This is a genomic window from Nocardia brasiliensis ATCC 700358 (genome assembly GCF_000250675.2).
GTDB lineage: Bacteria > Actinomycetota > Actinomycetes > Mycobacteriales > Mycobacteriaceae > Nocardia > Nocardia brasiliensis_B.
In genome coordinates, this window is sequence record NC_018681.1 from 351,543 (window position 1) to 374,465 (window position 22,923).

The following is a 22,923-nucleotide window of genomic DNA, read 5'->3' on the forward strand; positions in this document are numbered from 1 at the left end:
TCAGATCGCGACGTCGAACAGGTTCGGCTGCCCCGCCGCGTAGCGGTCGGCGTCGATGCGGCGCAGCGGTTCGAGTTCGGGTGCGCGGTACAGGGTGTACATCCGGCAGCGTTCGGCGTTCGAGCCCGCCACGTCGAGCAGGGCGTTGACCGCGGCCCTGGCCGACTCGTTGGCCCCCTCCATCGTCGCGAGATCGACATTGGTGCGCACGTAATCGCCTGCCAGGAACAGGTTTTCGAGCGCGCCGTGCGGTGCGGGCCGGTGCGCCCAGGAGCCCGCCGTGTTGATTAGCAGCGGATCGGCGTTCGCGTTGCGGCCTTTGTCCGCCTGCCAGGTGATGCCCGGATCGAGGAACCACGAGTGCAGGTCGGCCTCGCGCAGTACGTCGCCGCGGTCGTCGAGATGCGCCGCCAGCTGTGCCCAGACCTCGCGCGCGATCTCCTCGTGCGTGCACTCCTTGGCGGGTTTGCCGTACAGCAGGCCCGGGGTGTTCCAGTCGGAGATGTCCACCGAAAGGCAGTCCTGCACGGTGCCGTCGCCGAATTCGCTGAATTTCCGGGTCCACAACTGATTCTGGTTGATCGAGGTGAGCGCCCACGGTGCGTCGATATAGGCGGCGTGGCCGCGCGAGATATCGGCGGGCCTGCGCAGGTAGAACTGGATGCCGTTCATCCAATCGGTGACCAGCCTGTCCATCGCGCCCAGTTCGGGACGGACCTCGAGCAGCTCGGGCGACCAGAGCATGCGGGCACGTTCGGCGGGCAGCGCGACGACGAAGTAGTCCGCTTCGACGCTGCGGTGCGTGCCGTGCTCGTCGACGATGCGCGCGGCGCTGATCCGGCGGTCGCGCAGTGCCAGCTCGCGCACCTCGGCGCCGAGCACGAATGTCACACCGAGCGTGCGCAATCGGTCCAGCCACGGCTCGATCCAGACCGCGTTGGTCGGCCCGTTCAGCACCCGGTCCATCCCGCCGTCGTTGCCGATCTCCAGCGGGTTGCCGAGGAACTGCTCGCCCATGTTGCCGATGGTGCGGACGCTGGCGACGTTCTCCTTGGCGGCGACCATGATGCTGGTCAGCGTGCGCGAGAGCAGCGCGCGGAACTCGTGCGAGCGCGCGTGGTTGCCGACGTAGTCGTGCCAGGAAGTGTTGTCCCACTGGCCGTCCCGGCGGGCATCGCAGCTGCTGTTGAAGACCAGCAGGCGGTCGGCGAAGTACATGCCTTCGGCGGGCGGCATTTTCAACGCGGTCGACAGAGCCGCGCCGAGTGTCTCGCGGAAGGCGTCCGGACTGAACGGGCCGCGCGCGCGGAAGCCGAGCGGTACTCGGAAATCGTCGCCGCCGCGCCGGGCGAAGCGCGCCTCCGGCACCGCGACCAGGTTGTTCCATACGCCATTCGGGTTGTCGCCGAACGGAATTCGCCGCATCGTGTCGGGCACGTGCTGGTAGAAGCCGGGGAAGAAGCGGAAACCGTGCTCGCCGGGCAGATCCGGCCGGCCGCCGGACCCGGTGCCGGGGACCGGCACGCTGCGCGCCTTGCCGCCCCAGGCGCGTCGCTCGAAAATCGTGACCTCGAAACCACGTTCGATCAGTTCGTGCGCCGCGGTCAAACCCGCGACGCCACCGCCGAGTACCGCGACCCGCCTGCCGCCCGGATCACCGGCGGCAGGCCCGGATCTGAGCGCGCCGGTCAGCAGTGCCCCCGCTGTTGCTACCCCCGCCGTCACCGTGCCGCGAAGTACGTTCCTGCGCGATACGGTCCACCGATTTTCTGCCATGCGCCGCTCTGTGCCTAGCCTCGGGACCTTTGTTACATGTTGTCACTACTGTAAAGCGGCAGGTCCCGAACCGGCGTACCCGCCCCGTGCCTCGCCCGAGGGAACGCTGATTCGGACAATGGCTGTGAGCATAGCGATATCGGCGCCGGGATAGGCGAACCTGTGACGACGGTTGCCAGAACCCTTTGGCACACATGAATATCCGGGCGGGTTCAGGCCTCGATCAGTTGCGGACGGGGACGATCGGTGGCCGCGTCGGGGGACGCGGCCTGGCCGGTGGCGGTCGCGGTGCGCTTGCCGGAGGTGGCGGCGAACGCACCGGCGATGACGATCACGCCACCGACCAGGGACAGGGGGGTGGGGGTTTCGTCGAGAAACGCCCAGGCAGCGGCGATTCCGACGACAGGGACCAGCAGCGTCAGCGGTGCGACGACGCCGGCGGGGTAGCGGCTCATCAGGTAGGTCCACATGCCGCTGCCGATGACCGTGGCGAGCACCGCGATGTAGGCGAGTGCCACCAGGGCGGGCCAACCGGCCGCGGAGAAGGAGTCGGCGAGTGCGTGCCAGCCGGTGGCCGGGCCTTCGGCGGCCGCGGACAGCGCGAACAACGGCAGCGGTGGGACCACGGCCAGCCACAGCGTCAGATGCAGGGTGTTCAGGCCGGGTGACTCGACCGTCGCCTGGCGCGCGCCGATATTGCCGAAGGCCCAGCCCAGACCGCCGGCCAGGGTCAGCAGCACCGGCAGCAGGGTGGCGTGTTCGAGCCGGTCCCAGCCGATCACCGCCATGCCCGCCAGCGCGACCGCGATGCCGGCGACCTGGATCGACCGGATCCGTTCCCGTAGGAACAGGGCGCCGAGCAGCACGGTGAACGGTGCGGAGGATTGCAGCACCAGCGAGGCGAGGCCGGTCGGCATGCCGACCCGCATCGCGGTGAACAGGAAGGCGAACTGCAGGATGCCGAAACCCGTGCCGTACAGCAGGAGCCAGCGCGTCCGCACCTGCGGCCGCGGGACGAACAGCAGGACCGGGACCGCGATGACCGCGAACCGCAGCGCGGCGAAGAAGAAGGGCGGGAAGTGATCGAGGCCCACGCGGATGGCGAGAAAGTTCAGTCCCCAGAGCAGGACGACGGTAAATCCGAGCAGTCGATCACGAGCGGTCACGTGGTCCATCGTGCGTTCGGCTAACCATCAGAACAATCGAATAAATACGGATCATTGATGTAGTTTTGCTTCATGATCGTTGCGCGGTGCTCGCTCGGCACGGGCGCCGGTGGCTGAGCATCCCGGCGGCCCGCCGATGTCGCTGGACCGGCTGCGGGTGCTGTGCGAATTCGCGGATCGGGGCACCATCGCCGCCGTGGCCGCCGCGCTCTCGATGACGCCGTCGGCGGTATCGCAGCAGCTCAAGGTGCTGGCCCGGGAGGCGGGCGTCGCGTTGCTGGAGCCGGACGGCCGCCGGGTCCGGCTCACCGACGCGGGGCAGGCGCTGGTGGTGCGCGCCGACGAGGTGCTCGCGGCGATGGATCGTGCCGTGGCGGAGATGGCGCACTATCGCGGCTCGCCCCGCGGCCGGGTTCGGGTGGCCGTATTCCCTTCGGGCGGAGCGCTTTTGCTGCCCCTGGTGTTGCCCGCGATGACCGACAGCGGCGTCGACGTGGTCGCCACCGACTGGGACCTGCCGCCCGCCGACCTGCCCCGGCTGCTCGCCGACAACGACGTGGTGCTCACCCACCGCGACGAGCGCGCCGCGCCCGTCGCCGATTCGCGCATCTCGGTGCACATGCTGATGCGCGAACCCATCGATGTCGTTGTCGCGCCGACCCATCGGCTCGCCGGACGCTCCGCGGTGACCCCGGAGGAACTCGCGGACGAGACCTGGCTCAGCGTCAAGGGTGGCTTCCCGATCGACGACGTGCTCCGCTCGATCGCCACGGTCACCGGGGTGCGGCCACGAATAGCGCAGCGGCTCAACGAATTCCACCTCATCGAAACCGTGGTCGCGTCCGGTTACGCCGTGGCGCTGATGCCGCGCTATGCGGTCTCGCACCCCGGCTTGTCGGTGCTGCGGCTCACCGGTGTGCGCGCCGCCCGCGTCTACGAACTGGCCACCCGCCGCCGCGCCGAGCACCGCCCCGCCATCGCGGCCGTGCTGGCGGCGTTCCGGGACGCCGTCGCCACCGTCACCGCCGGTTCCCCGCCGCCGGACGGGAGCCGAACCGGCCTGCGGTGAATTGTCGAGTTCGCACAGGGGGTTTCGCGGCCGTTCGGGTCCGGCTCGGCGAAGCCACTGGTACCGGGGGTCGAGTGCCGAGCTTAGGGGGCGAACGCGTCGGCGTCGTTGGTAACTTCGCACAACTCCCGCGCCCGGCTGTGAGTGTTCCGCACATGACGCGCCGTCGATCGGCCAAATAAATTGCAGGACAGGCTATCCGGCAATACGAAAGGACACGCGACAGCAATGCGCGATATCACCGAGTTCTCCACCCGCAACGGAGGATTCCGGAGCGTGGTGGTGACCGCGGTCGAGGTTTCCTCCGCGCTCGGCGCCGACGCCGAGTCCACCTGGAAGGGGCTCCTCGCGGGCGAGAGCGGGGTGCGCAAGCTCGACGACCCGGAGGTCGAGAGCGGACGCTTACCGATCGATATCGGTGCGAAGTTCAAGGTCGACCCGACCGCCGAGCTGGACCGGGTCAAGAAGCGGCGCATGTCCTACGTCCAGCAGGTGGCCTACGTGATGGGCAAACGGATCTGGGAGACCCTCGGTGCACCCGAGGTGGACCGGGACCGGCTCGGCGTCTCGATCGGCACCGGCGTGGGCGGCGCCGAGGTGATCGTCGAATCGAACGACATCCTGCGCGATCAGGGCTACCGCAAGGTCTCGCCGTTCGCGATCCCGATGGCCATGCCGAACGGGCCCGCGGCGGTGCTCGGACTCGAACTCGGTGCCCGGGCCAGTGTGGTGACGCCGGTGTCGGCATGTTCGTCGGGGTGTGAATCGCTGGTGCACGCGTGGCGCTCGATCATTCTCGGCGAGGCCGACATGATCGTCGCGGGTGGCGTCGAGGGCCGTATCAATGCCCTTGCGCTGGCGGGCTTTACGAACATGCGGGCGTTGAGCTCGCGGGTCGGGGAACCCGAACGCGCCTCGCGTCCGTTCGATCGGGACCGGGACGGGTTCGTCTTCGGCGAGTCGGCGGCACTGCTCGTGCTGGAGGCCGAGGAGCACGCGCTGGCACGGGGCGCCCGGCCGATCGCCCGGCTGCTCGGCGCGGGCCTGACCGCCGACGGCTACCACCTGGTGGCGCCGGACCCGGAGGGCCGGGGCAACGCGCGCGCGATGCGGCGCGCGCTGGAGACCGCGGGTGTCGACGGCGCCGAGGTGGATCACGTCAACGCGCACGCCACCGGCACGCCGTTCGGCGATGTGGCCGAGGCCAAAGGGGTTTCGGCCGCGATCGGCAACCATCCGTCGATCTACGCGCCCAAGTCGGCGCTCGGCCACTCGGTCGGCGCGGTGGGCGCACTGGAGGCCGCGATCTCGGTGCTGACGCTGCGCGACGGCGCGATCCCGCCGACCCTCAACCTGGACCACCGGGACGCCGAGATCGATCTCGACATCGTCAGCGGCGCAACAAGATACACCGACGTGCAGTACGTGATGAACAACTCGTACGGCTTCGGCGGGCACAACTCCGCGGTGCTGTTCGGCAAGTACTGAGATCGCGCAAACGACCGCGGCCCGGCACAGAAGTGCCGGGCCGCAACGTTTTTCAGGTTTTCAGTGACCCATCGGGCCCGGGTGGTGGTACTGCTGGGCGCCGACGTAACCGAAGTCGTCGGCGACCATCGCGGCCAGCTCCAGCAGCGCCCGCCTGGTCGGCTTGCTCACCAGTTCCAGATCGATCTCGGCGCCCTCGGCGAGGTGGTCGTCGAAGGGCACCACCTGCACCGCGCGGGTGCGGTCGAGGAACAGCTTGCGCAGCTGATCCAGGTCGACGGTGGAGGCGCCGCGGCGAGACGCGTTGACCACCACGACGGTGCGCTCGACGAGTTTGCCGTAGCCGTGGTGATCGAGCCAGTCGAGCGTGGCCGAGGCGCTGCGCGCGCCGTCGATCGCGGGCGAGGTGACCAGCACCAGTGAGCTGGCCATATCGAGCACGCCCGCCATGGCCGAGTGCATCAGGCCGGTGCCGCAGTCGGTCAGGATGATGTTGTAGAACGACTGCAGGATACCGATCGCCTTGCGGTAGTCGGCCTCGCTGAACGCCTCGGAAACCGCCGGATCCTGTTCGCTGGCAAGCACTTCCAGGCGGCTCGGCGCCTGCGAGGTGTGCGCGCGGACATCGGAGTACCGGCTGATGTGCTGGTCTTCGAGCAGGTTGCGCACGGTGGAGCGGGTCTGCCGCGGCACCCGGTGCGCGAGCGTGCCGAGGTCGGGGTTGGCGTCGATCGCGATCACCCGATCGCCGCGCAGCGACGCGAACGTCGAGCCGAGACCGACCGTGGTGGTGGTCTTGCCGACACCGCCCTTGAGCGAGAGGATCGCGATCCGGTAATCGCCGCGCACCGGCTGGTTCACCCGGTCGACCAGGTCGCGGTAGACCACGTCGGCCGCGGACTCACCCGGGTTGAGCATGCCGCCGGTGGCCTTGTGCACAGCCCGGCGCCAGCCGCTGCGCGGGGCCCGCCTGGCCCGCTTGAGCAGGTTCAGGTCGTTGACCGAATGACCGGGCTGACCCGGCGCGGGCACGTGCTGCGGCTGGAACGGCTGCGCGGGCTGATGCGGATTCGGCCCACCCTGCCAACTCGGCGCCGGCTGCTGACCCATCGGCTGCGGCGGCGGAGGCTGCTGCTGGTAGACCGGCGGCGGCTGATGCGACACCGGCGGTGGCGGCGGGGCCCAGCTGTAGATGGGCGCGGCCTGCGGTTCGGGCTGCGGCGCGGGCGCTTCCGGCTGATCCGGTACGCGCCGGACCAGTCCGTCGGGGCCGATCTCCTGGCGGTACTCGCCGTAGCCGGGGTTCGGCGCCTCCGCGATCTGATGGCTGCCGCTGTGTCCGGCCACCGGCTGGTACGCGCCGGTCTGATATGGCTCATATGCGCCAGGCGGCGCGAACGGACCGGCGTTCGGCGGGGCGTAGCCGCCGTATTGCTCGGCCGGGCCGGGCGGCGGGAAACCCTCGGGCGGGCCGTAGGGCTGCGGCGGCGCGGACGCCTGCGGGTAGGACACGGTCTGGTCCGTCGAGCCGCTGAAGTCGGGCTGCGCGGGATCCTGCTCCGGCTGGTCCGGCGTCTCCGCCTCGGCCGCCGGCACTTCCACGTCACCGGTCTGCTCGGGCGACTGCTCGGCGGATTTCTCCGACTCCGTGGCGTCGGCCGTGTCCACCGCTTGACTCTGCAGCCAGGGCGGTGAGGTCGGGTTGTGGTCGTTAGTTGTCACAGTTCCCCCATCTGCTCGGGACTTCGAGCAGAGAGCTCGGCGCTTGAGTGCGAAACCAACGCTAGCACGGGGTTCGCGGGCTCGCGTCGCCGTGTGCGGCCGCCGGTATTCGCTTGCAAACGCACTATGGACGGCGGACGCGCCCGGATGACACGCCGCCGATATCTGGTCTCCGACAGCAAGATCGAGAGCCGGGCGCCCGGTCGATCAACGACCGTCGCGCCCGGCTCTCACCGTACTCGACCTGCGCGATCAGCGTGCCCAGCTTGACCCAGGACACCCGCCGCCCGCGTCGCGGGTCAGTGCGCGCGGTTCACCGCGGAGACCACCGCGCGCAGCGACGCCGTGGTGATCGAGGTGGCGATGCCGACGCCCCACACCACCTTGTCGCCGATCGCGCACTCCACGTAGGCAGCGGCCTGCGCGTCGTCGCCCGCGGACATCGCGTGCTCGGAGTAGTCCAGCACCCGGACGTCGAAGCCGACGGTCGCGATCGCGTCGATGAACGCGGCCAGCGGGCCGTTGCCGGTGCCGGTGATCTCCTGCTCCACGCCGTCGACCTTGACCACCACGGCGATGGTGTCGGTGCCGCCGTCGGTCTCGGAGGCGGTGACCTTCTGCCGGATCCGCTCCAGCGGCCGGATCGGGCTCAGGTACTCGTCGGCGAAGACGTCCCACATCTCCTTCGGCGTGACCTCGCCGCCCTCGCCGTCGGTGATCCGCTGGACCGCCTGGGAGAACTCGATCTGCAGCCGCCGCGGCAGCGCCAGGCCGTGATCGGTCTTCATGATGTAGGCGACGCCGCCCTTGCCGGACTGCGAATTGACCCGGATGACGGCCTCGTAGGTGCGCCCGACGTCCTTCGGGTCGATCGGCAGGTACGGCACCGACCAGACGATGTCGTCCACATCGGCGTCCGCGTCGTCGGCCGCGACCTTCATCGCGTCCAGGCCCTTGTTGATCGCGTCCTGATGGCTACCGGAGAACGCGGTGTAGACCAGGTCGCCGCCGTAGGGGTGCCGCTCGGCGACCGGCAGCTGGTTGCAGTATTCGACGGTGCGGCGGATCTCATCGATATCGGAGAAGTTGATCTGCGGATCGACGCCGCGGGAGAACAGATTCATCCCCAGGGTGACCAGGCAGACGTTGCCGGTGCGCTCACCGTTGCCGAACAGGCAACCCTCGATCCGATCCGCGCCGGCCTGGTAGCCCAGTTCGGCGGCGGCCACCGCGGTGCCGCGGTCGTTGTGCGGGTGCAGCGACAGCACGATCGAATCGCGACGGGCCAGGTTGCGGCTCATCCACTCGATCGAGTCGGCGTACACGTTCGGCGTGGCCATCTCGACGGTTGCGGGCAGGTTGATGATCAGTGGCTTGGCCGGGGTGGGCGCGATGATCTCGGAGACCGCGTCGCACACCTCCTTGGCGTACTCCAGTTCGGTGCCCGTGTAGGACTCCGGGCTGTATTCATAGCGCCAGTTGGTGTCGGGGTACTGCTGCTCGATCCGCAGGCACAGCGCCGCCGCGTCCGTCGCGATCTTCTTGACCGCCGCCCGGTCGGCCCGGAAGACCACCTTGCGCTGCAGGATCGAGGTGGAGTTGTAGAAGTGGACGATCACGTTCTGCGCGCCCGAGCAGGCCTCGAAGGTGCGCTCGATCAGCTCGGCGCGACACTGGGTCAGCACCTGGATGGTGACGTCGTCCGGGATCGCGCCGTCCTCGATGATCTCGCGGACGAAATCGAAATCGGTCTGGCTGGCCGAGGGGAAGCCGACCTCGATCTCCTTGTAGCCCATCCGCACCAGCAGATCGAACATGCGGCGCTTGCGGGCCGGGCTCATCGGGTCGATCAGGGCCTGGTTGCCGTCGCGCAGGTCGACCGCGCACCAGCCGGGCGCGACGTCGATGATCTTGTCCGGCCAGGTGCGGTCGGGCACCGTGACGGGCTCGACCTCCTCGGCGAACGGACGGTACCGGAAGGTCGGCATCGACGAGTTCTTCTGCGCATTCCAGGCGGGCTGGTCGGCCGGCGCGGGCTTGGACGGCGGCGTGATGGTGCGGGAGCCGGATACGAAGGCGTCAGCGGGGGACATGGCGATTTCTCCGAGGGGGTGTGGTGTTTCCCAAAGGTTTGGGTCGACCGGCGCGGCAAAACCCCGCGACGGGAGCCGGTCCAATCAGAACCCGTCGCGGCGGCCGAGAAGAAGTGCCCGCTGCATGATGTCGGCGAGTTTACCGGGTGGCAATACACGGGCGAAAGCCCGGTCCCGTCGTCGGGTCATCCGACGACGGCGCTAGCGTTCCGCAAAGAAGCAAGGAACGGATTTTCCTATGACATGGCTCGAACAGCTCGCCATCTTCGGCGCGGGCATCGCGGCGGGCGGGATCAACACGATCGTCGGGTCGGGCACCCTGATCACCTTTCCGGCGCTGCTCGCCTTCGGCTTGCCGCCGGTGACCGCGAACGTCTCCAACACCATCGGCCTGGTCCCGGGGGCCATCAGCGGCGTCCACGGTTACCGGCGGGAACTGGCCGGACAGCGCGAACGCTTGGTGCGACTGGGCACTGCGTCGCTGCTCGGCGGCATCACCGGCGCGGTCCTGCTGCTGACGCTGCCCGCGAACGCGTTCAAGGCGATCGTGCCGGTGCTGATCATCCTGGCGCTGATACTCGTCGTCGTGCAGCCCCGGCTGTCGCGCTGGGTGAAGGCGCGGCGCGCGGACGGGGAGGGGCCCGCGCCGAAGCACGGCGGGCCGGTGCTGTTCGTCGCGGTCTTCGCGACCGGCATCTACGGCGGTTACTTCGGGGCTGCCCAAGGTGTGCTGTTACTCGGTTTGCTCGGTGTTCTCGTGCACGAGGACATCCAGCGGCTCAACGGCGTCAAGAACGTGCTCGCGCTGATCGTCAACGGCGTGTCCGCGCTGATCTTCATCGTGATCGCGGACGTGAATTGGCAGGCGGTCGTGCTGATCGCGCTGGGCTCGATCATCGGGGGTCAGCTCGGTGCGAGGATGGGCAGGCGCATGCCGCCGAACGTGTTGCGCGCGGTCATCGTCGTGGTCGGCACCATCGCGGTGGTCCGGCTGTTGATGTCCTAGGAGGTGGTCGGTGCCGACTCAGGGTGCAATTCATCCCTGCGGGGGACGACGGCCGCGCCCGCGCGGCACAAGATAATCGGTATGCGTGGGTGGAGGATCGTCGTTGTCGCTGCGCTCGCCCTGCTGGTGGCGCCGCTGAGCGGCTGCGGCACCCCGGACGAGCACGAACAGGCCGTGGCCGACCTGGCCGGGCAGGCCGACGCGGCCGCGACCCCGCGGCTGGATTGGGCGTCGTGCCAGGACAAGGCGTTGGGCAAACTGCAATGCGCGAGCGCGACCGTCCCGCTGGACTACGCGCAACCGCAGGGGGAGACGATCGAACTCGCGGTCGTGCGTCAGCCCGCGACGGATCAGTCGCGCCGGATCGGTACCCTGTTCACCGCCGCGGGCGGGCCGGGTGGCTCGGGTCTGCAGTGGGCGGCCCAAGGCGAGATGTTCCCCGGCGAGATTGCGCGCCGCTTCGACGTGGTGACCTTCGATCAGCGCGGTACCGGCCGCAGCGCGCCGGTCCGCTGCTTCGCGAATCCTGAAGAGCAGCAGCGCTTCTGGGCTGCCGCGTGGCTGCCGCCGGTGACCGCCGAGCAGGAGGCGCAGCAGGCGCGGGCCAGTCGGGACCTGGCCGCGGGCTGCGCCGCGCACAGCGCCGCCTTGCTGCCGCACCTGACCACCGTCGACGCCGCCCGCGATCTCGACCTGCTGCGCCGTGCGGTCGGCGACCGCCAGCTCACCTTCGAAGGTGGTTCGTACGCAAGCTATCTCGGCGAGGTGTACGGCGCGCTCTTCGGCGACCGGGTGCGGGCGCTGAGCCTCGGCTCGATGATCGACCCGGACGCCTACACCTCCGATACCCGCACCGAGGTCGCGAACTCGGCGGCGGGCACCGAGGAGGTGCTCGCCGAATTCTTCCGGCTGTGCGCGCAGGCGGGCCAGCCGCGCTGTGCTTTCGCGAGCGCCGGCAAGCCGGCGACAGCCGATCCGGTCGGTCAGATCCGCACCGATCAGAAGCCGACCGGCGGTGAGGATCTGCGCGCTCGGGACAACGCGCTGCTGGATCGGTTGCGGCAGGGGCCGATTGTGGTCGGGGCCGGGGACCGGGCCCGCTCGGTCACCTATCACGAGGTCATCACCCCGCACGCGCTGCTGCTGTACGACTCCGAAAAGGGTTGGCCCGCACTGGCACAGCTGCTCACCGAGCTCGAGCGCGGCGCGGAGGGCAACCCCGATGTGGTCCGCACCGTGCTGGCCGCGAGCGCGCTGCCGCCCGGGTTCCTGGATTCGTTCACCGCGATCTCCTGCGCGGACAACACCTTTCCGCGCGACCCCGCGCAATGGCCCACGATGGCACGGGATTTGAGTGCGGAGAGTCCGATCTACGGCGCGTTCTGGCTGGCCATCCGGCAGCCGTGCGCCGCGTGGCCGATTCCCGAGGGCGGCTACCCGCAGCGGTACGCGGGCCCTTGGATCATGCGCTCGGACGTGCCCGCACTGCTGTTCAGTAACCGATACGACCCGGTGACGCCGCTGTCGGCGGCACGCACCGCGCAGCAGGCCCTGGTGAACGCGCGCCTGGTGGTCATCGACGGCGGCTATGGCCACGACACCACCACCGACTGCACCCGGCGGTTGCAGGAGCGCTACCTCATCGATCAGCAACTCCCGGCGCCGGGCGCGACCTGCGAGCCGGACGAGGCGCCGTTCGCGCGGTGAATCCGGCTCGGGAACCGTGCCGTCAACCGGGGTCGACCCGGCTCGTTGCCAGGACGTCACCTGGCCGTTGCCCGCTGCGCGCACCCGAATGCGGAAGTCCGCCAGGGCAATAGCAGGCGGACAGTCGGTGACGGGCCGTGAACGACTGTTCAGCGCACGGGAATACCGGTAATCTGCGCTCGGCCATGCGTGATGAGGGAGGTGGCTGGGTGCGTAGACGCGCCTTCTTCAAAGCTGCGGGTGCAGCCGCCCTGCTGGGCGCTGCCGCGGGTTCGGCTTCGTCGCTGACGGCCGGTGTGGGGTCCGCGGACCCCGTCTGGAATCTGCTGTTCCAGGCCTGGGTGCCGGAAATCTTTGCCCCGCTGCCCGATCCGCCCGAGCATTCGCCCGCGATCGTGATCGGCTCCGGCTTCGGCGCCGCGGTCACCGCGTTGCGGCTGGCCGAGGCCGGTATCGCCAACACGGTGCTCGAACGCGGCTCGCGCTGGCCCAATGATCCCTGGCGGGAGATCTTCACCGGCGACGACCTGCCCGACGGCCGTGGCTTCTGGCATCGCACCAGCTTCACCGGCGTCTCCAAGGTGCCGGTGCATTTCGCGAGCTTCGGCGGCGTGCTCGACTGCACCAGCTACCCCGGCATCGATGTCTGGCGGGCGGCGGCGGTCGGTGGCGGCTCGGTGATCTTCACCGGCGCGATGGTCGCCCCGGAGCGCCGCTTCTTCGACCACGTGTTCGGCGGCACCGTCGACTACGGCGAGCTGGACCGCGTCTACTACCCCCGGGTGCGAGAGATGTTGCGGCTGAACACGATGCCGCCGGACATCTACGGTTCGACGCCGTTCACGCACTCCCGGGCCTGGGACGATCAGGTGCGCAAAGCCGGCTATCAGCCACTGCCCAACGACTCGATCTTCAACTGGGACATCCTGCGCGCCGAACTCGGCGGCGGCTCCCGTCCGTCGGGCACCGCGGCGCGCAGCAACCTGGGCAACTCCAACGGCGCGAAGTTCGACCTGAACCAGAATTATCTGCGCTACGCCCAGGGCACCGGCCGATCCGCGATCTTCCCCGGCCATCAGGTGGAATCGATCGCCCAGGAGCCGGGCGGCCGATACTCCCTGATCGTCTCGAAGCTCGCGCCGACCGGGGAGGTGCTCGGCACCCGCACCCTCACCTGCGATCAGCTGTTCCTCGGCGCCGGCTCGGTCGGCACCTCGGAACTGCTGGTCCGCGCGCAGGCCACCGGCACCCTGCCCAACCTCAACGAGCACATCGGCGACGGCTGGGGCACCAACGGTGACGTGGTGCTCGGCCGGGGCGCGAGCGCGCTGGCCGGGCTCGGGCAGGGCGTGCCGAGTGCGAGCCGGATCTTCGACGAATCGGGGGCGCCGCTCACCCTGGAGAGCTGGTACATCCCCGGCATCCCATTCGAGACGGGCGCGCTCGCCTCGCTGGGCATGGTGCTCGACGGGACGCGCGCGCGGTTCGGTTACGACCGCGCGGCGAACCGGGTCGGCTTGAGCTGGCCCGCGGCGAACCGCGCGGAGATGGTCGCGGCCGCCCGCGCGGTCGATCACCGGATCGCCGAAAGGGCCGACGCCGTCCTGGAATACGGCGCGCTCGGCTACGACGCCAACGCCCTGTTCACCGCGCATCCGCTGGGCGGGGCGGTGCTCGGCCGGGCCACCGACGGCTACGGCCGGGTGCACGGCCATCCCGGTCTGTACGTGATGGACGGCGCCGCGATCCCGGGCAGCACCGGCACGGTGAACCCGTCGCTCACCATCGCGGCGCTCGCCGAACGCAATATCGAGGCGATCATCCGCCAGGGGAAGTAGCACCGGCTCGCGGTCCGTGCCGTCGCGCGGACCGCGTACTACCCTCGGCCTGACCATTCAGTGTCGAAAGGGATCCGCGTCGTGGCCTATGTCAGCCCCACTCCGGTCGGCGAGGAGCTTCCGGAGGGCGATTACCCGCGTAAGCCGCCCGCGTTGTGGACCGATTTCGTGATGCTCGCGCTGGCGATCGTCTCGGTGGTGCTGGTCGTCTGGATCACCTTCTTCCCGGTCGCCGCGCAGACGCATCGGGTGATCGTGCTCGTCGACTGGTCGATCTGCGGGATCTTCGCGGTCGAGTTCCTGTGGCGCTGGCGCCGGGCGGGCTGGCCGTGGACGTTCCCGTTCGTCTACTGGTACGAGGTCCTCGGCATGATCCCGGTGACCAGCCCGTTCTTCCGCGGGTTCCGGCTGCTGCGGATCGTGGTGATCCTGGTCCGGCTCGGCCGCGTCGCCGACCGGATCTTCGGCGACCGGATCACCGCCGCGGTGGTGAACCGGTTCGTGACCACCATCGTGGACGTGATCAAGCGCCCGATGACGATCGCGGTGATGGACGAGGTGGCGCACGTGCTGCGCACCGGCCACTACACCCGCAACATCGCGGCGGCGCTGGAGGAGAACCGGGCCGAGATGGACGAGATGATCCTCGAGCTGATCAAGAAGGACCCGCAGGCCGGCCGGGTGCGCTACATCCCGTTCCACGACGAGATCATCCGGTTGATCGCCGACACCACGTTCCGCATCGTCTTCCAGGTGCTCGCCGATCCGCGCACCGACGAACTCGTCTCGGATGTGTTGCGGGAGAACATCGATCAGATCCGGGACGCGGTGCGCGACGGGGTCCGGGTGGCGCCGTCGGCGTACGGGCCGACGGCGGCCGAACACGGGGTCGCGCACAAGCTCACTCAGGTACGCCGTGCCTGATCTGGTCGCGGGGCTGGGCGAAGCGCACGGTCTCGAAGAGGGTGAGCGCCGTGAGTACCGCGCAGAGCATGGTCAGTGAGATCAAGGCGGGCAGGGCGGCGGCGAGCGGGATCAGCGCGAGCAGCAGCACGACGGTGAGCACCCGCGGCACGCTGATCGCCCCTGTCGCATAGTGTTTCGCGCCGATCAGCGCGACCAGGTACAGCACCACGCCGCCGTACAACGCGAACAACGGGATGCCGTAGAGCGCGTCGCTCAGCGTGTGGTGCGAGGCGTCCCCGACGTAGTAGAGCACCTTCTTCAAACCCAGTGAGAGCCCGATGATTCCGACGATCATCGGAAAATGCCAGAAGGTGTAGGCGCCCCGCGCGATCTTGATCTGCCGCGCGCCGTCGGCGTGTTTGAGCTCGTGTTCGATGGACAGCGCGGCGACGTCGAAATAGGTCCACCACAGCAGTCCGGAGATGGCCAAGCCGAGCAGCGCGCCCACCGCGATCGGCCAGGAGATCGGCAGCCCGGCCACCCCGATGCCGATCGAGACGATCGATTCGCCGAGCGCGACGATGATGATCAGCCCGTACCGCTCGGCGAAATGACTCGCCGAGTTCAGCCGCCAATCGGTGCCCGCGAGCAGGGTCCACAGGTAGTCGCCCGCGATCGCGGCGATCCACAGCGCGATCTGCACCTTGCCCTCGGTCATCGCGGCGATCACCAGCAGGGTGGTGCCGATCGTGATCGAACCGAGCGCCCAGCGCAGCACCTGGTTGCGCAACTGCGCGTCCTGCGCGCTGGCCAGCCAGAACACGAAGACGTGCACCAGGCGCACGACCAGATACGCGATGGCGAAGACCAGCGGGCCATACCAGCCGCCCGCCATGTCGTGGAACGCCTCGGGGATGGTGAGCGCGGCGAGGAACGCACCGCCCATCGCGGTGAACATCGCGACCCTGGCGAAGCCCTCGTCGGCGCGGATCACGTTGCCCAGCCAGGAGTAGGCGATCCACAGCCACCACATCAGGGCGAGCACGAGGAAGGCGCGCAGCAGGTTCTTCGCGCTGGTCTCCTCCGCCGCCAGGTCGGTGACCATGGTGAACGCGAACACGAGCACCAGGTCGAAGAACAGCTCGAGCTGCGTCACCGACGCACCCTCGGCCACCGGCTGAAGCCGAACCCGTTTGGAACCGATCATGGTGCACATCGTCGCACCCGGACGCCGTCGATGCCGGTCAGGCGGGGCGCGCGTGGCGGGGAATTCTCCGGTTATTCGTCATGGCTATACGGCTTGAAAGTTTTCCGTCTCCGGAAACCGTTCGGCAAACTCGATGAAATTCTGCACCGCGGTCTCGTTGAGCTTTCGCACGGTGCGCTTGAGTAGTAGGCCGGGCACCGGGATGGGTAAGTAGATCTCCGCGTGATACCAGACCCGGGTGCCGTCCGCGCCCTCGGAGATCTCGAAGAAGCCGCCGCCCTTCGCGTTCCGAGTGCTGTCGGTGACCTGCCAGGACACCCGATCTTCGGCCCAATCGTATTCCAGCACCTGCATATCGGAGCTGCCCAGGATTTCGGTCTTCACGAATACGCGCAGTGGTCGTCGCGCGTCGTCGCGGGACGCGACGCGGGCATCGGTATATCCCGGTGACCATTCCGGCAGCATTTCCACGGCGGCCAGGGCATCGAGTACCTGTGCGGAATCGGCGTCGACGACGAATCGGATATCGGTTCTGGTGCGCATGAAAAACCTTCCGACCCCCGATGGACAACGGCCCGATTGTCTCCAGCACTTCTCGGTCCGTCAACCTTCTGGTACGGATTGGTGGTTCGCGCACACCCGCGACGTGCACTGATGTGTTCGGGGTGAAGATCGACTACGCGGTGTACAGCTTCCGGGTGGAAGGTTCGGCGGGCGTCGTCGTGATCATCGGTCCGCCGGTTCCACTATCGCGTCCGGTCCCGGATACACCAGGGATTCGCGCCCATCGGTGTAGCGGACGAGATAGGGCGGCGACCCGTCCGGGCCGCGCACCTCGATGATCTCCCCTTGCCGATCACCCCGCCCCACCACGTGTCCGTGCACGAGCAACCGGTCGCCGACCTTCGCCATCATCGACTCATTATCGAACGGTGTGACGGCGCTCACCGGGTTTCCGATCGTTGCGACCGTTTGGTCTCACCCCTGGATGACCCGAGCTACCGCCGCCTCGATGAGGTCCTGGCTCTGCTGCTCGGTGAACACCTCGGGCAACGTGAGCCGGTCCACGATCAGCCAGTTCAGCGCGAGATAGAGCAGTAGTACCGACTTTTCGTCACCGGGCAAGCCGGCGTCGAGGTGATTGCGCACGTTGAACTCGATGTCCGCGCGCACCCGATCGGTCAGCACAGCGCGCAGCTCGGGCCGCCGGGTCGCCTCCAGGCGCAGCTCCAGCAGCGCGAGGTAGCCGGTGCGGTACGCCTCGATGCGACCCACGACCTCTTTCATCAGCGTGACGATGTGCTCGCGGGTCTGCGGTCCTGTGGCGAGTTCGGCCATGGTGGCCTCGCTCGGCTGCAGCCGTTCGTAGAAGCGCCCGCCTGCCTGGGTGAGCAGATCGTCGCGGTTCGCGAAGTAGTTCGACGCGGTACCCGCGGGCACCCCGGCGTCCTTGTCCACCGCGCGAAAGGTGAGACCGCGCGCGCCGTCCCTGGCCAGGACCTCGATGGCCGCGTCGAGCAGCGCCTGCCTGCGCTCGTTGTTGGTCCGCACTTGACACCACTCCATCCGTAGTACTACATTCTGACCACTACAAAGAGAGTACAACAAGCTAGGTGGTAACGGAATGCGAAAGCTCGTCTATTACGTCGCCGTGTCGCTCGACGGCTACATCGCAGGTCCGGCGGGGGAGTACGACTTCTATCCGCAAAGCGACGAGATGGGCCGTTGGCTGAACGCGGAGTACCCGGAGTTCGTGCCGACCGGGTTCCGGTCGCAGGTCGGCATGGCTGTGGATGAACCGAACACGCGATGCGACACCGTGCTGATGGGTCGCCGCAGCTACGAGCCCGGCCTGGCCGTGGGCATGACCAGCCCGTACAGCCATCTGAAGCAGTACGTGGTGTCGAGCACGCTCGGCCGGATCGACGATCCCGCAGTGGAATTGGTCGAGTCCGACCCGCTCGGGCTGGTGCAGCGACTCAAAAAGGAAGAGGGCGGCGACATTTGGTTGTGCGGCGGCGGCAACCTCGCCGCCCAGCTGCTGGGCGAACTCGATGAACTGATCATCAAGAGCTATCCGGTCGTTGCGGGCAGCGGGATCTCGGCCTTCGCCGGCGCGTTCCAGCCGACGCTGTTCACCCCGGCCCGGCGCAAGGAATTCGACAACGGCGCGCAGGTCACCTGGTTTACCCGCGCCTGATTGCTCCCCCTTCTGAAAGAGGTTCTGCCATGCGAAAGCTCACCTACTTCGTCGGCATGTCGCTCGACGGCTACATCGCCGCACCCGACGGCGATATCAGCTTCTATCCGTTGCCCGAGGACTTCATCGCCTGGATCGGGCACGACTACCCCGAGACCCTGCCCACGCACGCGAGGCCGCACTTCGGTGTCGCCGTCGACGCGCCGAACCAGCGGTTCGACACGTTGGTGATGGGCCGGGGCACCTACGAGCCGGCCTTGGCCGTGGGGCTCACCAGCCCGTACGGCCATATGCGGCAGTACGTGGTGTCGAGCACGCTCGGCCGGATCGACGATCCCGCAGTGGAATTGGTCGAGTCCGACCCGCTCGCACTGGTTCAGCGGCTCAAAAAGGAAGAGGGCAAGGATATTTGGCTGGCCGGTGGCGGCAAGCTGGCCGCCACGTTGCTCGGCGAGATCGACGAGCTGGTGATCAAGAGCTACCCGGTGGTCGCGGGCCAGGGTGTGCGCGCTTTCGACGGCGCGTTCCAGCCGACCCTGTTCACGCCGACCGCACGCCGCGAGTTCAGCAACGGCAACCAGGTCACCTGGCTCACCCGCGCCTGACCCGGCAATGGCGGCGGCCCAGCGTCTTTCGCTGCGGCCGCCGCCATTCGCGATGCACGCTCGGTGGACTCGGTCGTCGCTCACCGCGGGGTGCGCCGGCTCCGGTAGGCCGCGACGCTGGCCCGGTGGGCGCAAGTGCGGGTGCAGAACTGTTTCGAGCCGTTGCGCGAGAGGTCCACGAAAGTGCCTCGGCAGTTCTGTCCGGCGCACACGCCGAGCAGTCCCATTGGCGCTTCCGCGGTCCGACCGGACTGCGAGACAGGATCTAGTCGCTGAGGAAGGACAGGCGCACCTGGCGGTCGGGGTTGTCGACGTTCAGGTCGACCAGTGCGACGGACTGCCAGGTGCCGAGGGCGAGCGCGCCGTCGATCACCGGGATCGTGGCGTAGGGCGCGATCAGGGCGGGCATCACGTGGGAACGTCCGTGTCCGCGCGATCCGTGTGCGTGCCGCCAGCGATCGTCGGCGGGCAGCAGTTCGCGCAGCGCCGCGAGCAGATCGTCGTCGCTGCGCGCGCCGAGTTCCATGACCGCGACCCCGGCTGTCGCGTGCGGCACGAACACATTGAGCAGCCCGTCACCGCCACCGGAGGCTTCGCGCACGAATGACGCGCACTCCCCGGTGATGTCCTGCACGACCTCGGTCCGTCCGGTGGTCACCGCTAATACCGTGCTCTTCATCACTCCATCGTGCGCCACCGCTCAGTCCTCGGCGGTGCGCAAGGCCTTGGTGACCCGAACCGAGGTCTCGTGCAACCGTCCGAACAGTTCGAGCAAGAGTTCCAATTGCTCGTCCGTGTAGTCGGCGGTCACCGCGCCGAATTCCTGTGCCAGCAGTTCGTAGTGCGGGGCCAACTCGTCGATCCGGGCGGGGACGGCGGTGATGATCACCCGCCGCCGGTCCTGCGCGTCGTGTTCGCGCTGGACATACCCCGCCTGCAACAGCCGGTCGATCATCCGGGTGATCGCGCCGGTGGTCAGTCCGGCGGTGGCGGCCAGCTCACCCGCGGTCGCGGGCCCGCCCAGTCGCAGCATGTTCAAGCAGCGTAGATCCGTCACGTGCAGTCCGGCTTTGTCGGCGACGGCCTGATGCATCATCACCGCGTCCGTCGCGCTGACCTGGGCGGCCACGGTCAACGCCGCGCCCAGTTCGGCTCGTTTCGATTCCGCGTTCTCCGGCATGGCTTGACACCTTAGTCTCACTCGGACAATATCTTACTAAATCAACTATTGAGCCATGCAGTTAATGAACTGATCAGCTTTTTCGAGGAGTTCGTGATGTCCAGCACGCAGCACACAGACGAGGCCGCCATCCACGCGTTGTTCGACCGTCAGGCCAGGGCGTGGGGTGCGGGCGACGCCGCGGCTTTCGCGGCGGTTTTCGCCGAGGACGCCGACTACGTCACCTGGTTCGGCACGCACAGCAAGGGCCGCCAGGAGATCTACGAGTCCCACCTCCCGGTCTTCGAGAAGTACTTGAAGAACACCCGCATGGACGGGGAGATCACCGGCTTCCGTTTTCTGACCCCGGATGTCGCGGTGGTGCACGGGCGCGGGGCGGTGCTCAAAGGAAGGCGCCGGCGCACGCTGCGCAACACCAAGGTGCAGACCACGATCGTGGTGCGCGCCAACGGCGAATGGCGGATCGCGGCCTTCCAGAACACCAAATATCACTGGCTGCTCGCGAAGTTCGCGACCAAGTCCGACCAGCGCGCCGGCTCCCGCGCGGCGGCCGGCTGAGGAGGTAGCGGCAATCCGCTGGACCACGGCCGGTACGCTGGGTGGCTGTTAGCAGCTGGTTGTCGATCTTGGAGGACCCTGTCGTGGCTCTCGTTGTTCAGAAGTACGGAGGATCCTCGGTGGCAACCGCCGAGCGTATCCGGCGCGTCGCTGAACGGATCGTCGAGACGAAGAAGCAGGGCCACGACGTGGTGGTCGTCTGCTCGGCCATGGGTGACACCACCGACGAACTGCTCGACCTCGCCCAGCAGGTCGCGCCCGCGCCGCCCGCGCGGGAAATGGACATGCTGCTCACCTCGGGTGAGCGCATCTCCAACGCGCTGGTCGCGATGGCCATCCACTCGCTCGGCGCCGAGGCTCGCTCGTTCACCGGCTCCCAGGCCGGCGTGATCACCACCGGCGCGCACGGCAACGCCAAGATCATCGACGTGACGCCGGGGCGGCTGCGCCAGGCGCTCGACGACGGTCAGATCGTGCTCGTCGCCGGTTTCCAGGGCGTCAGCCAGGACAGCAAGGACGTCACCACGCTGGGGCGCGGCGGTTCCGACACCACCGCGGTCGCGCTGGCCGCAGCGCTGGAGGCCGACGTCTGCGAGATCTACACCGACGTGGACGGCGTCTTCACCGCCGACCCGCGGATCGTGCCGGACGCGCAGCGGCTCGAGCAGGTCTCCTACGAGGAGATGCTGGAACTCGCGGCCTGCGGCGCAAAGGTGCTGATGCTGCGCTGCGTCGAATACGCGCGCCGCTACAACGTGCCCGTGCATGTGCGTTCGTCCTATACCGACAAGCCGGGCACCTACGTTTACGGATCGATGGAGGACATCCCCTTGGAGCAAGCAATCCTCACGGGCGTCGCGCACGATCGCAGCGAGGCCAAGGTGACCGTGGTCGGTCTGCCGGACGTGCCGGGCTACGCCGCCAAGGTGTTCCGCGCGGTCGCCGACGCCGAGATCAACATCGACATGGTGCTGCAGAACATCTCCAAGATCGATACCGGCAAGACCGACATCACCTTCACCCTGCCCAAGACCGACGGCGCGCGTGCCGTCGAGATGCTCACCAAGCAGCAGGACGAGATCGGCTTCTCCCAGGTGCTCTACGACGACCACATCGGCAAGGTGTCGCTGGTCGGCGCGGGCATGAAGAGCCACCCGGGCGTCACCGCCAAGTTCTGCGAGGCGCTGGCCGACGCGGGCGTGAACATCGATCTCATCTCCACCTCCGAGATCCGGATCTCGGTGCTGGTCAAGGACACCGAACTGGACGAGGCCGTCAAGGTGCTGCACCGGGCCTTCGAGCTGGGCGGCGACGAGGTCGCCGTGGTGCACGCGGGAACAGGACGATAACCATGGGCATCCGAGTAGGCGTTGTCGGCGCGACCGGTCAGGTCGGCGCCGTCATGCGGAAACTGCTGGAAGAGCGCAACTTTCCGGCCGACGAGGTGCGTTTCTTCGCCTCGTCGCGCTCGGCGGGTAAGACGCTGCCGTGGCGCGGCGGCGAGATCGTCGTCGAGGACACCGAACTGGCCGATCCGGCCGGACTCGATATCGCGCTGTTCTCCGCCGGTGCCACCATGTCGCGCGTACAGGCCCCGCGGTTCGCGGCCGCGGGCGTCACGGTGATCGACAACTCGTCGGCGTTCCGCAAGGACCCCGACGTGCCGCTGGTGGTGAGCGAGGTCAACCCGGAGCAGACCCGCAACCTGGCCAAGGGCATCATCGCGAACCCGAACTGCACCACCATGGCCGCGATGCCGGTGCTGAAGCCGCTGCACGACATCGCGGGACTGCGCCGCCTCATCGTGTCCAGTTACCAGGCGGTGTCCGGTAGTGGCCTGGCCGGTGTGGAAGAGCTCGCGACGCAGGCGCGCGCGGTGATCGACGGCGCCGAGCAGCTGACCCACGACGGCAGCGCCCTGGACTTCCCGGCCCCGAACAAGTACGTCGCGCCCATCGCGTTCAACGTGCTGCCGCTGGCCGGTTCGCTCGTCGACGACGGCTCCGGCGAGACCGACGAGGACCAGAAGCTGCGCAACGAGAGCCGCAAGATCCTGGGGCTCCCTGATCTTTTGGTGAGTGGCACCTGCGTGCGCGTCCCGGTGTTCACCGGGCACTCGCTGTCGGTGAACGCCGAGTTCGACCAGCCGCTCTCGGTCGAGCAGGCCAAGGAGATCCTGGCCAAGGCGCCCGGCGTCAAGCTGGTCGAGGTGCCGACGCCGTTGCAGGCGGCGGGCGCCGACGACTCGCTCGTCGGCCGGATCCGGCAGGATCCCGGCGTGCCGGACGGCCGCGGCCTGGCCCTGTTCATCTCGGGCGACAACCTGCGCAAGGGCGCTGCGCTCAACACCATTCAGATCGCTGAGGTCCTGCTCAGCAATCGCTGACCCCGTGCCGCGGCCG

At 68.3% G+C, this 22,923-nt stretch carries 22 protein-coding genes; 11 read left to right on the plus strand and 11 right to left on the minus strand.

The window, feature by feature from the left end; genetic code table 11:
* Positions 1 to 1,776, minus strand: a complete 1,776-nt coding sequence (locus tag O3I_RS01555) for a hydroxysqualene dehydroxylase (RefSeq protein ID WP_041562350.1) — start codon at positions 1,774 to 1,776, stop codon at positions 1 to 3.
* A gap of 212 nt (positions 1,777 to 1,988) precedes the next feature.
* Positions 1,989 to 2,942 (minus strand): EamA family transporter, encoded by a 954-nt coding sequence (locus O3I_RS01560; protein WP_041563286.1) that lies wholly within the window; start codon positions 2,940 to 2,942, stop codon positions 1,989 to 1,991.
* Positions 2,943 to 3,078: 136 nt separating this feature from the next.
* Here O3I_RS01560 and O3I_RS01565 point away from each other — a divergent pair, with 136 nt between their 5' ends.
* Both O3I_RS01565 and O3I_RS01570 read left to right on the plus strand, forming a co-directional pair.
* Positions 3,079 to 4,011, plus strand: coding sequence for a LysR family transcriptional regulator (locus O3I_RS01565; RefSeq protein WP_014981132.1), 933 nt, complete (start codon positions 3,079 to 3,081; stop codon positions 4,009 to 4,011).
* A gap of 228 nt (positions 4,012 to 4,239) precedes the next feature.
* Positions 4,240 to 5,499, plus strand: a complete 1,260-nt coding sequence (locus O3I_RS01570) for a KasA/KasB family beta-ketoacyl-ACP synthase (protein WP_014981133.1) — start codon at positions 4,240 to 4,242, stop codon at positions 5,497 to 5,499.
* A 60-nt stretch (positions 5,500 to 5,559) separates the two neighbouring features.
* Here the strand turns inward: O3I_RS01570 and O3I_RS01575 are convergent, their stop codons facing one another.
* The gene (locus tag O3I_RS01575; protein WP_237748240.1) at positions 5,560 to 7,221 is read right to left on the minus strand and encodes a MinD/ParA family ATP-binding protein; all 1,662 of its coding nucleotides are present in this window, start codon (positions 7,219 to 7,221) and stop codon (positions 5,560 to 5,562) included.
* Positions 7,222 to 7,520: 299 nt separating this feature from the next.
* Positions 7,521 to 9,314 carry a 2-isopropylmalate synthase gene (gene leuA, locus O3I_RS01580; RefSeq protein ID WP_014981135.1) on the minus strand — a complete coding sequence of 598 codons (1,794 nt, stop codon included), beginning with the start codon at positions 9,312 to 9,314 and terminating at the stop codon, positions 7,521 to 7,523.
* A 238-nt stretch (positions 9,315 to 9,552) separates the two neighbouring features.
* Here leuA and O3I_RS01585 point away from each other — a divergent pair, with 238 nt between their 5' ends.
* From O3I_RS01585 to O3I_RS01600, 4 genes are all read left to right on the plus strand, one after another.
* Positions 9,553 to 10,320 (plus strand): sulfite exporter TauE/SafE family protein, encoded by a 768-nt coding sequence (locus tag O3I_RS01585; protein ID WP_014981136.1) that lies wholly within the window; start codon positions 9,553 to 9,555, stop codon positions 10,318 to 10,320.
* An 81-nt stretch (positions 10,321 to 10,401) separates the two neighbouring features.
* Positions 10,402 to 12,027 (plus strand): alpha/beta hydrolase, encoded by a 1,626-nt coding sequence (locus O3I_RS01590; RefSeq protein ID WP_014981137.1) that lies wholly within the window; start codon positions 10,402 to 10,404, stop codon positions 12,025 to 12,027.
* A gap of 185 nt (positions 12,028 to 12,212) precedes the next feature.
* The gene (locus O3I_RS01595; protein WP_171904444.1) at positions 12,213 to 13,865 is read left to right on the plus strand and encodes a GMC oxidoreductase; all 1,653 of its coding nucleotides are present in this window, start codon (positions 12,213 to 12,215) and stop codon (positions 13,863 to 13,865) included.
* A gap of 81 nt (positions 13,866 to 13,946) precedes the next feature.
* Positions 13,947 to 14,789 carry an ion transporter gene (locus tag O3I_RS01600; RefSeq protein ID WP_014981139.1) on the plus strand — a complete coding sequence of 281 codons (843 nt, stop codon included), beginning with the start codon at positions 13,947 to 13,949 and terminating at the stop codon, positions 14,787 to 14,789.
* Here O3I_RS01600 and O3I_RS01605 read toward each other — a convergent pair.
* The 4 genes from O3I_RS01605 to O3I_RS01620 all read right to left on the minus strand — a co-directional run bounded on the left by O3I_RS01605 (position 14,767) and on the right by O3I_RS01620 (position 17,544).
* Positions 14,767 to 15,978, minus strand: a complete 1,212-nt coding sequence (locus tag O3I_RS01605) for a low temperature requirement protein A (RefSeq protein WP_014981140.1) — start codon at positions 15,976 to 15,978, stop codon at positions 14,767 to 14,769. The genes O3I_RS01600 and O3I_RS01605 overlap by 23 nt on opposite strands.
* An 84-nt stretch (positions 15,979 to 16,062) precedes the next feature.
* A complete protein-coding gene (locus tag O3I_RS01610) occupies positions 16,063 to 16,521 on the minus strand; it encodes an SRPBCC family protein (protein WP_014981141.1) in 459 nt (152 codons plus the stop codon).
* 183 nt (positions 16,522 to 16,704) lie between these two features.
* Entirely contained in the window at positions 16,705 to 16,893 is a 189-nt protein-coding gene (locus tag O3I_RS01615; RefSeq protein ID WP_041563288.1) for a DUF1918 domain-containing protein, read from the minus strand.
* A 63-nt stretch (positions 16,894 to 16,956) separates the two neighbouring features.
* Positions 16,957 to 17,544, minus strand: coding sequence for a TetR/AcrR family transcriptional regulator (locus O3I_RS01620; protein WP_014981143.1), 588 nt, complete (start codon positions 17,542 to 17,544; stop codon positions 16,957 to 16,959).
* Between the two features lie 58 nt (positions 17,545 to 17,602).
* Between O3I_RS01620 and O3I_RS01625 the strand changes: the two genes are divergently transcribed.
* Together O3I_RS01625 and O3I_RS01630 are read left to right on the plus strand one after the other, a co-directional pair.
* Entirely contained in the window at positions 17,603 to 18,178 is a 576-nt protein-coding gene (locus O3I_RS01625) for a dihydrofolate reductase family protein (protein ID WP_014981144.1), read from the plus strand.
* A 29-nt stretch (positions 18,179 to 18,207) separates the two neighbouring features.
* Positions 18,208 to 18,783, plus strand: coding sequence for a dihydrofolate reductase family protein (locus O3I_RS01630; RefSeq protein WP_014981145.1), 576 nt, complete (start codon positions 18,208 to 18,210; stop codon positions 18,781 to 18,783).
* A gap of 80 nt (positions 18,784 to 18,863) precedes the next feature.
* Here the strand turns inward: O3I_RS01630 and O3I_RS47000 are convergent, their stop codons facing one another.
* Genes O3I_RS47000 through O3I_RS01640 form a run of 3 tightly spaced genes read right to left on the minus strand, consistent with a single transcriptional unit; the run spans position 18,864 to position 19,963 of the window.
* The gene (locus tag O3I_RS47000; RefSeq protein ID WP_014981146.1) at positions 18,864 to 19,010 is read right to left on the minus strand and encodes a CGNR zinc finger domain-containing protein; all 147 of its coding nucleotides are present in this window, start codon (positions 19,008 to 19,010) and stop codon (positions 18,864 to 18,866) included.
* Between the two features lie 38 nt (positions 19,011 to 19,048).
* Positions 19,049 to 19,462: a secondary thiamine-phosphate synthase enzyme YjbQ gene (locus O3I_RS01635; RefSeq protein WP_014981147.1), complete on the minus strand. Its 414-nt coding sequence runs from the start codon at positions 19,460 to 19,462 to the stop codon at positions 19,049 to 19,051.
* A 21-nt stretch (positions 19,463 to 19,483) separates the two neighbouring features.
* Positions 19,484 to 19,963 (minus strand): MarR family winged helix-turn-helix transcriptional regulator, encoded by a 480-nt coding sequence (locus O3I_RS01640; protein WP_014981148.1) that lies wholly within the window; start codon positions 19,961 to 19,963, stop codon positions 19,484 to 19,486.
* A 96-nt stretch (positions 19,964 to 20,059) separates the two neighbouring features.
* Here O3I_RS01640 and O3I_RS01645 point away from each other — a divergent pair, with 96 nt between their 5' ends.
* The 3 genes from O3I_RS01645 (at position 20,060) to O3I_RS01655 (ending at position 22,907) form a co-directional block, all read left to right on the plus strand.
* Positions 20,060 to 20,521 (plus strand): SgcJ/EcaC family oxidoreductase, encoded by a 462-nt coding sequence (locus tag O3I_RS01645; protein WP_014981149.1) that lies wholly within the window; start codon positions 20,060 to 20,062, stop codon positions 20,519 to 20,521.
* Between the two features lie 83 nt (positions 20,522 to 20,604).
* The gene (locus tag O3I_RS01650) at positions 20,605 to 21,870 is read left to right on the plus strand and encodes an aspartate kinase (RefSeq protein ID WP_014981150.1); all 1,266 of its coding nucleotides are present in this window, start codon (positions 20,605 to 20,607) and stop codon (positions 21,868 to 21,870) included.
* A 2-nt stretch (positions 21,871 to 21,872) separates the two neighbouring features.
* Positions 21,873 to 22,907 carry an aspartate-semialdehyde dehydrogenase gene (locus O3I_RS01655; RefSeq protein WP_014981151.1) on the plus strand — a complete coding sequence of 345 codons (1,035 nt, stop codon included), beginning with the start codon at positions 21,873 to 21,875 and terminating at the stop codon, positions 22,905 to 22,907.
* Positions 22,908 to 22,923 lie beyond the last annotated feature (16 nt).

What these genes read in the sequence shown, in the direction of transcription:
- O3I_RS01640 (WP_014981148.1), bottom strand. Translation starts at nt 19,963, where the DNA reads ATGCCGGAGAACGCGGAATCGAAACGAGCCGAACTGGGCGCGGCGTTG.
- O3I_RS01635 (WP_014981147.1), bottom strand. Translation starts at nt 19,462, where the DNA reads ATGAAGAGCACGGTATTAGCGGTGACCACCGGACGGACCGAGGTCGTG.
- O3I_RS01565 (WP_014981132.1), top strand. Translation starts at nt 3,079, where the DNA reads ATGTCGCTGGACCGGCTGCGGGTGCTGTGCGAATTCGCGGATCGGGGC.
- O3I_RS01620 (WP_014981143.1), bottom strand. Translation starts at nt 17,544, where the DNA reads ATGGAGTGGTGTCAAGTGCGGACCAACAACGAGCGCAGGCAGGCGCTG.
- O3I_RS01645 (WP_014981149.1), top strand. Translation starts at nt 20,060, where the DNA reads ATGTCCAGCACGCAGCACACAGACGAGGCCGCCATCCACGCGTTGTTC.
- O3I_RS01605 (WP_014981140.1), bottom strand. Translation starts at nt 15,978, where the DNA reads ATGATCGGTTCCAAACGGGTTCGGCTTCAGCCGGTGGCCGAGGGTGCG.
- O3I_RS01625 (WP_014981144.1), top strand. Translation starts at nt 17,603, where the DNA reads ATGCGAAAGCTCGTCTATTACGTCGCCGTGTCGCTCGACGGCTACATC.
- O3I_RS01585 (WP_014981136.1), top strand. Translation starts at nt 9,553, where the DNA reads ATGACATGGCTCGAACAGCTCGCCATCTTCGGCGCGGGCATCGCGGCG.
- O3I_RS01610 (WP_014981141.1), bottom strand. Translation starts at nt 16,521, where the DNA reads ATGCGCACCAGAACCGATATCCGATTCGTCGTCGACGCCGATTCCGCA.
- O3I_RS01630 (WP_014981145.1), top strand. Translation starts at nt 18,208, where the DNA reads ATGCGAAAGCTCACCTACTTCGTCGGCATGTCGCTCGACGGCTACATC.
- O3I_RS47000 (WP_014981146.1), bottom strand. Translation starts at nt 19,010, where the DNA reads ATGGGACTGCTCGGCGTGTGCGCCGGACAGAACTGCCGAGGCACTTTC.
- O3I_RS01595 (WP_171904444.1), top strand. Translation starts at nt 12,213, where the DNA reads ATGCGTGATGAGGGAGGTGGCTGGGTGCGTAGACGCGCCTTCTTCAAA.
- O3I_RS01655 (WP_014981151.1), top strand. Translation starts at nt 21,873, where the DNA reads ATGGGCATCCGAGTAGGCGTTGTCGGCGCGACCGGTCAGGTCGGCGCC.
- leuA (WP_014981135.1), bottom strand. Translation starts at nt 9,314, where the DNA reads ATGTCCCCCGCTGACGCCTTCGTATCCGGCTCCCGCACCATCACGCCG.
- O3I_RS01555 (WP_041562350.1), bottom strand. Translation starts at nt 1,776, where the DNA reads ATGGCAGAAAATCGGTGGACCGTATCGCGCAGGAACGTACTTCGCGGC.
- O3I_RS01590 (WP_014981137.1), top strand. Translation starts at nt 10,402, where the DNA reads ATGCGTGGGTGGAGGATCGTCGTTGTCGCTGCGCTCGCCCTGCTGGTG.
- O3I_RS01570 (WP_014981133.1), top strand. Translation starts at nt 4,240, where the DNA reads ATGCGCGATATCACCGAGTTCTCCACCCGCAACGGAGGATTCCGGAGC.
- O3I_RS01615 (WP_041563288.1), bottom strand. Translation starts at nt 16,893, where the DNA reads ATGATGGCGAAGGTCGGCGACCGGTTGCTCGTGCACGGACACGTGGTG.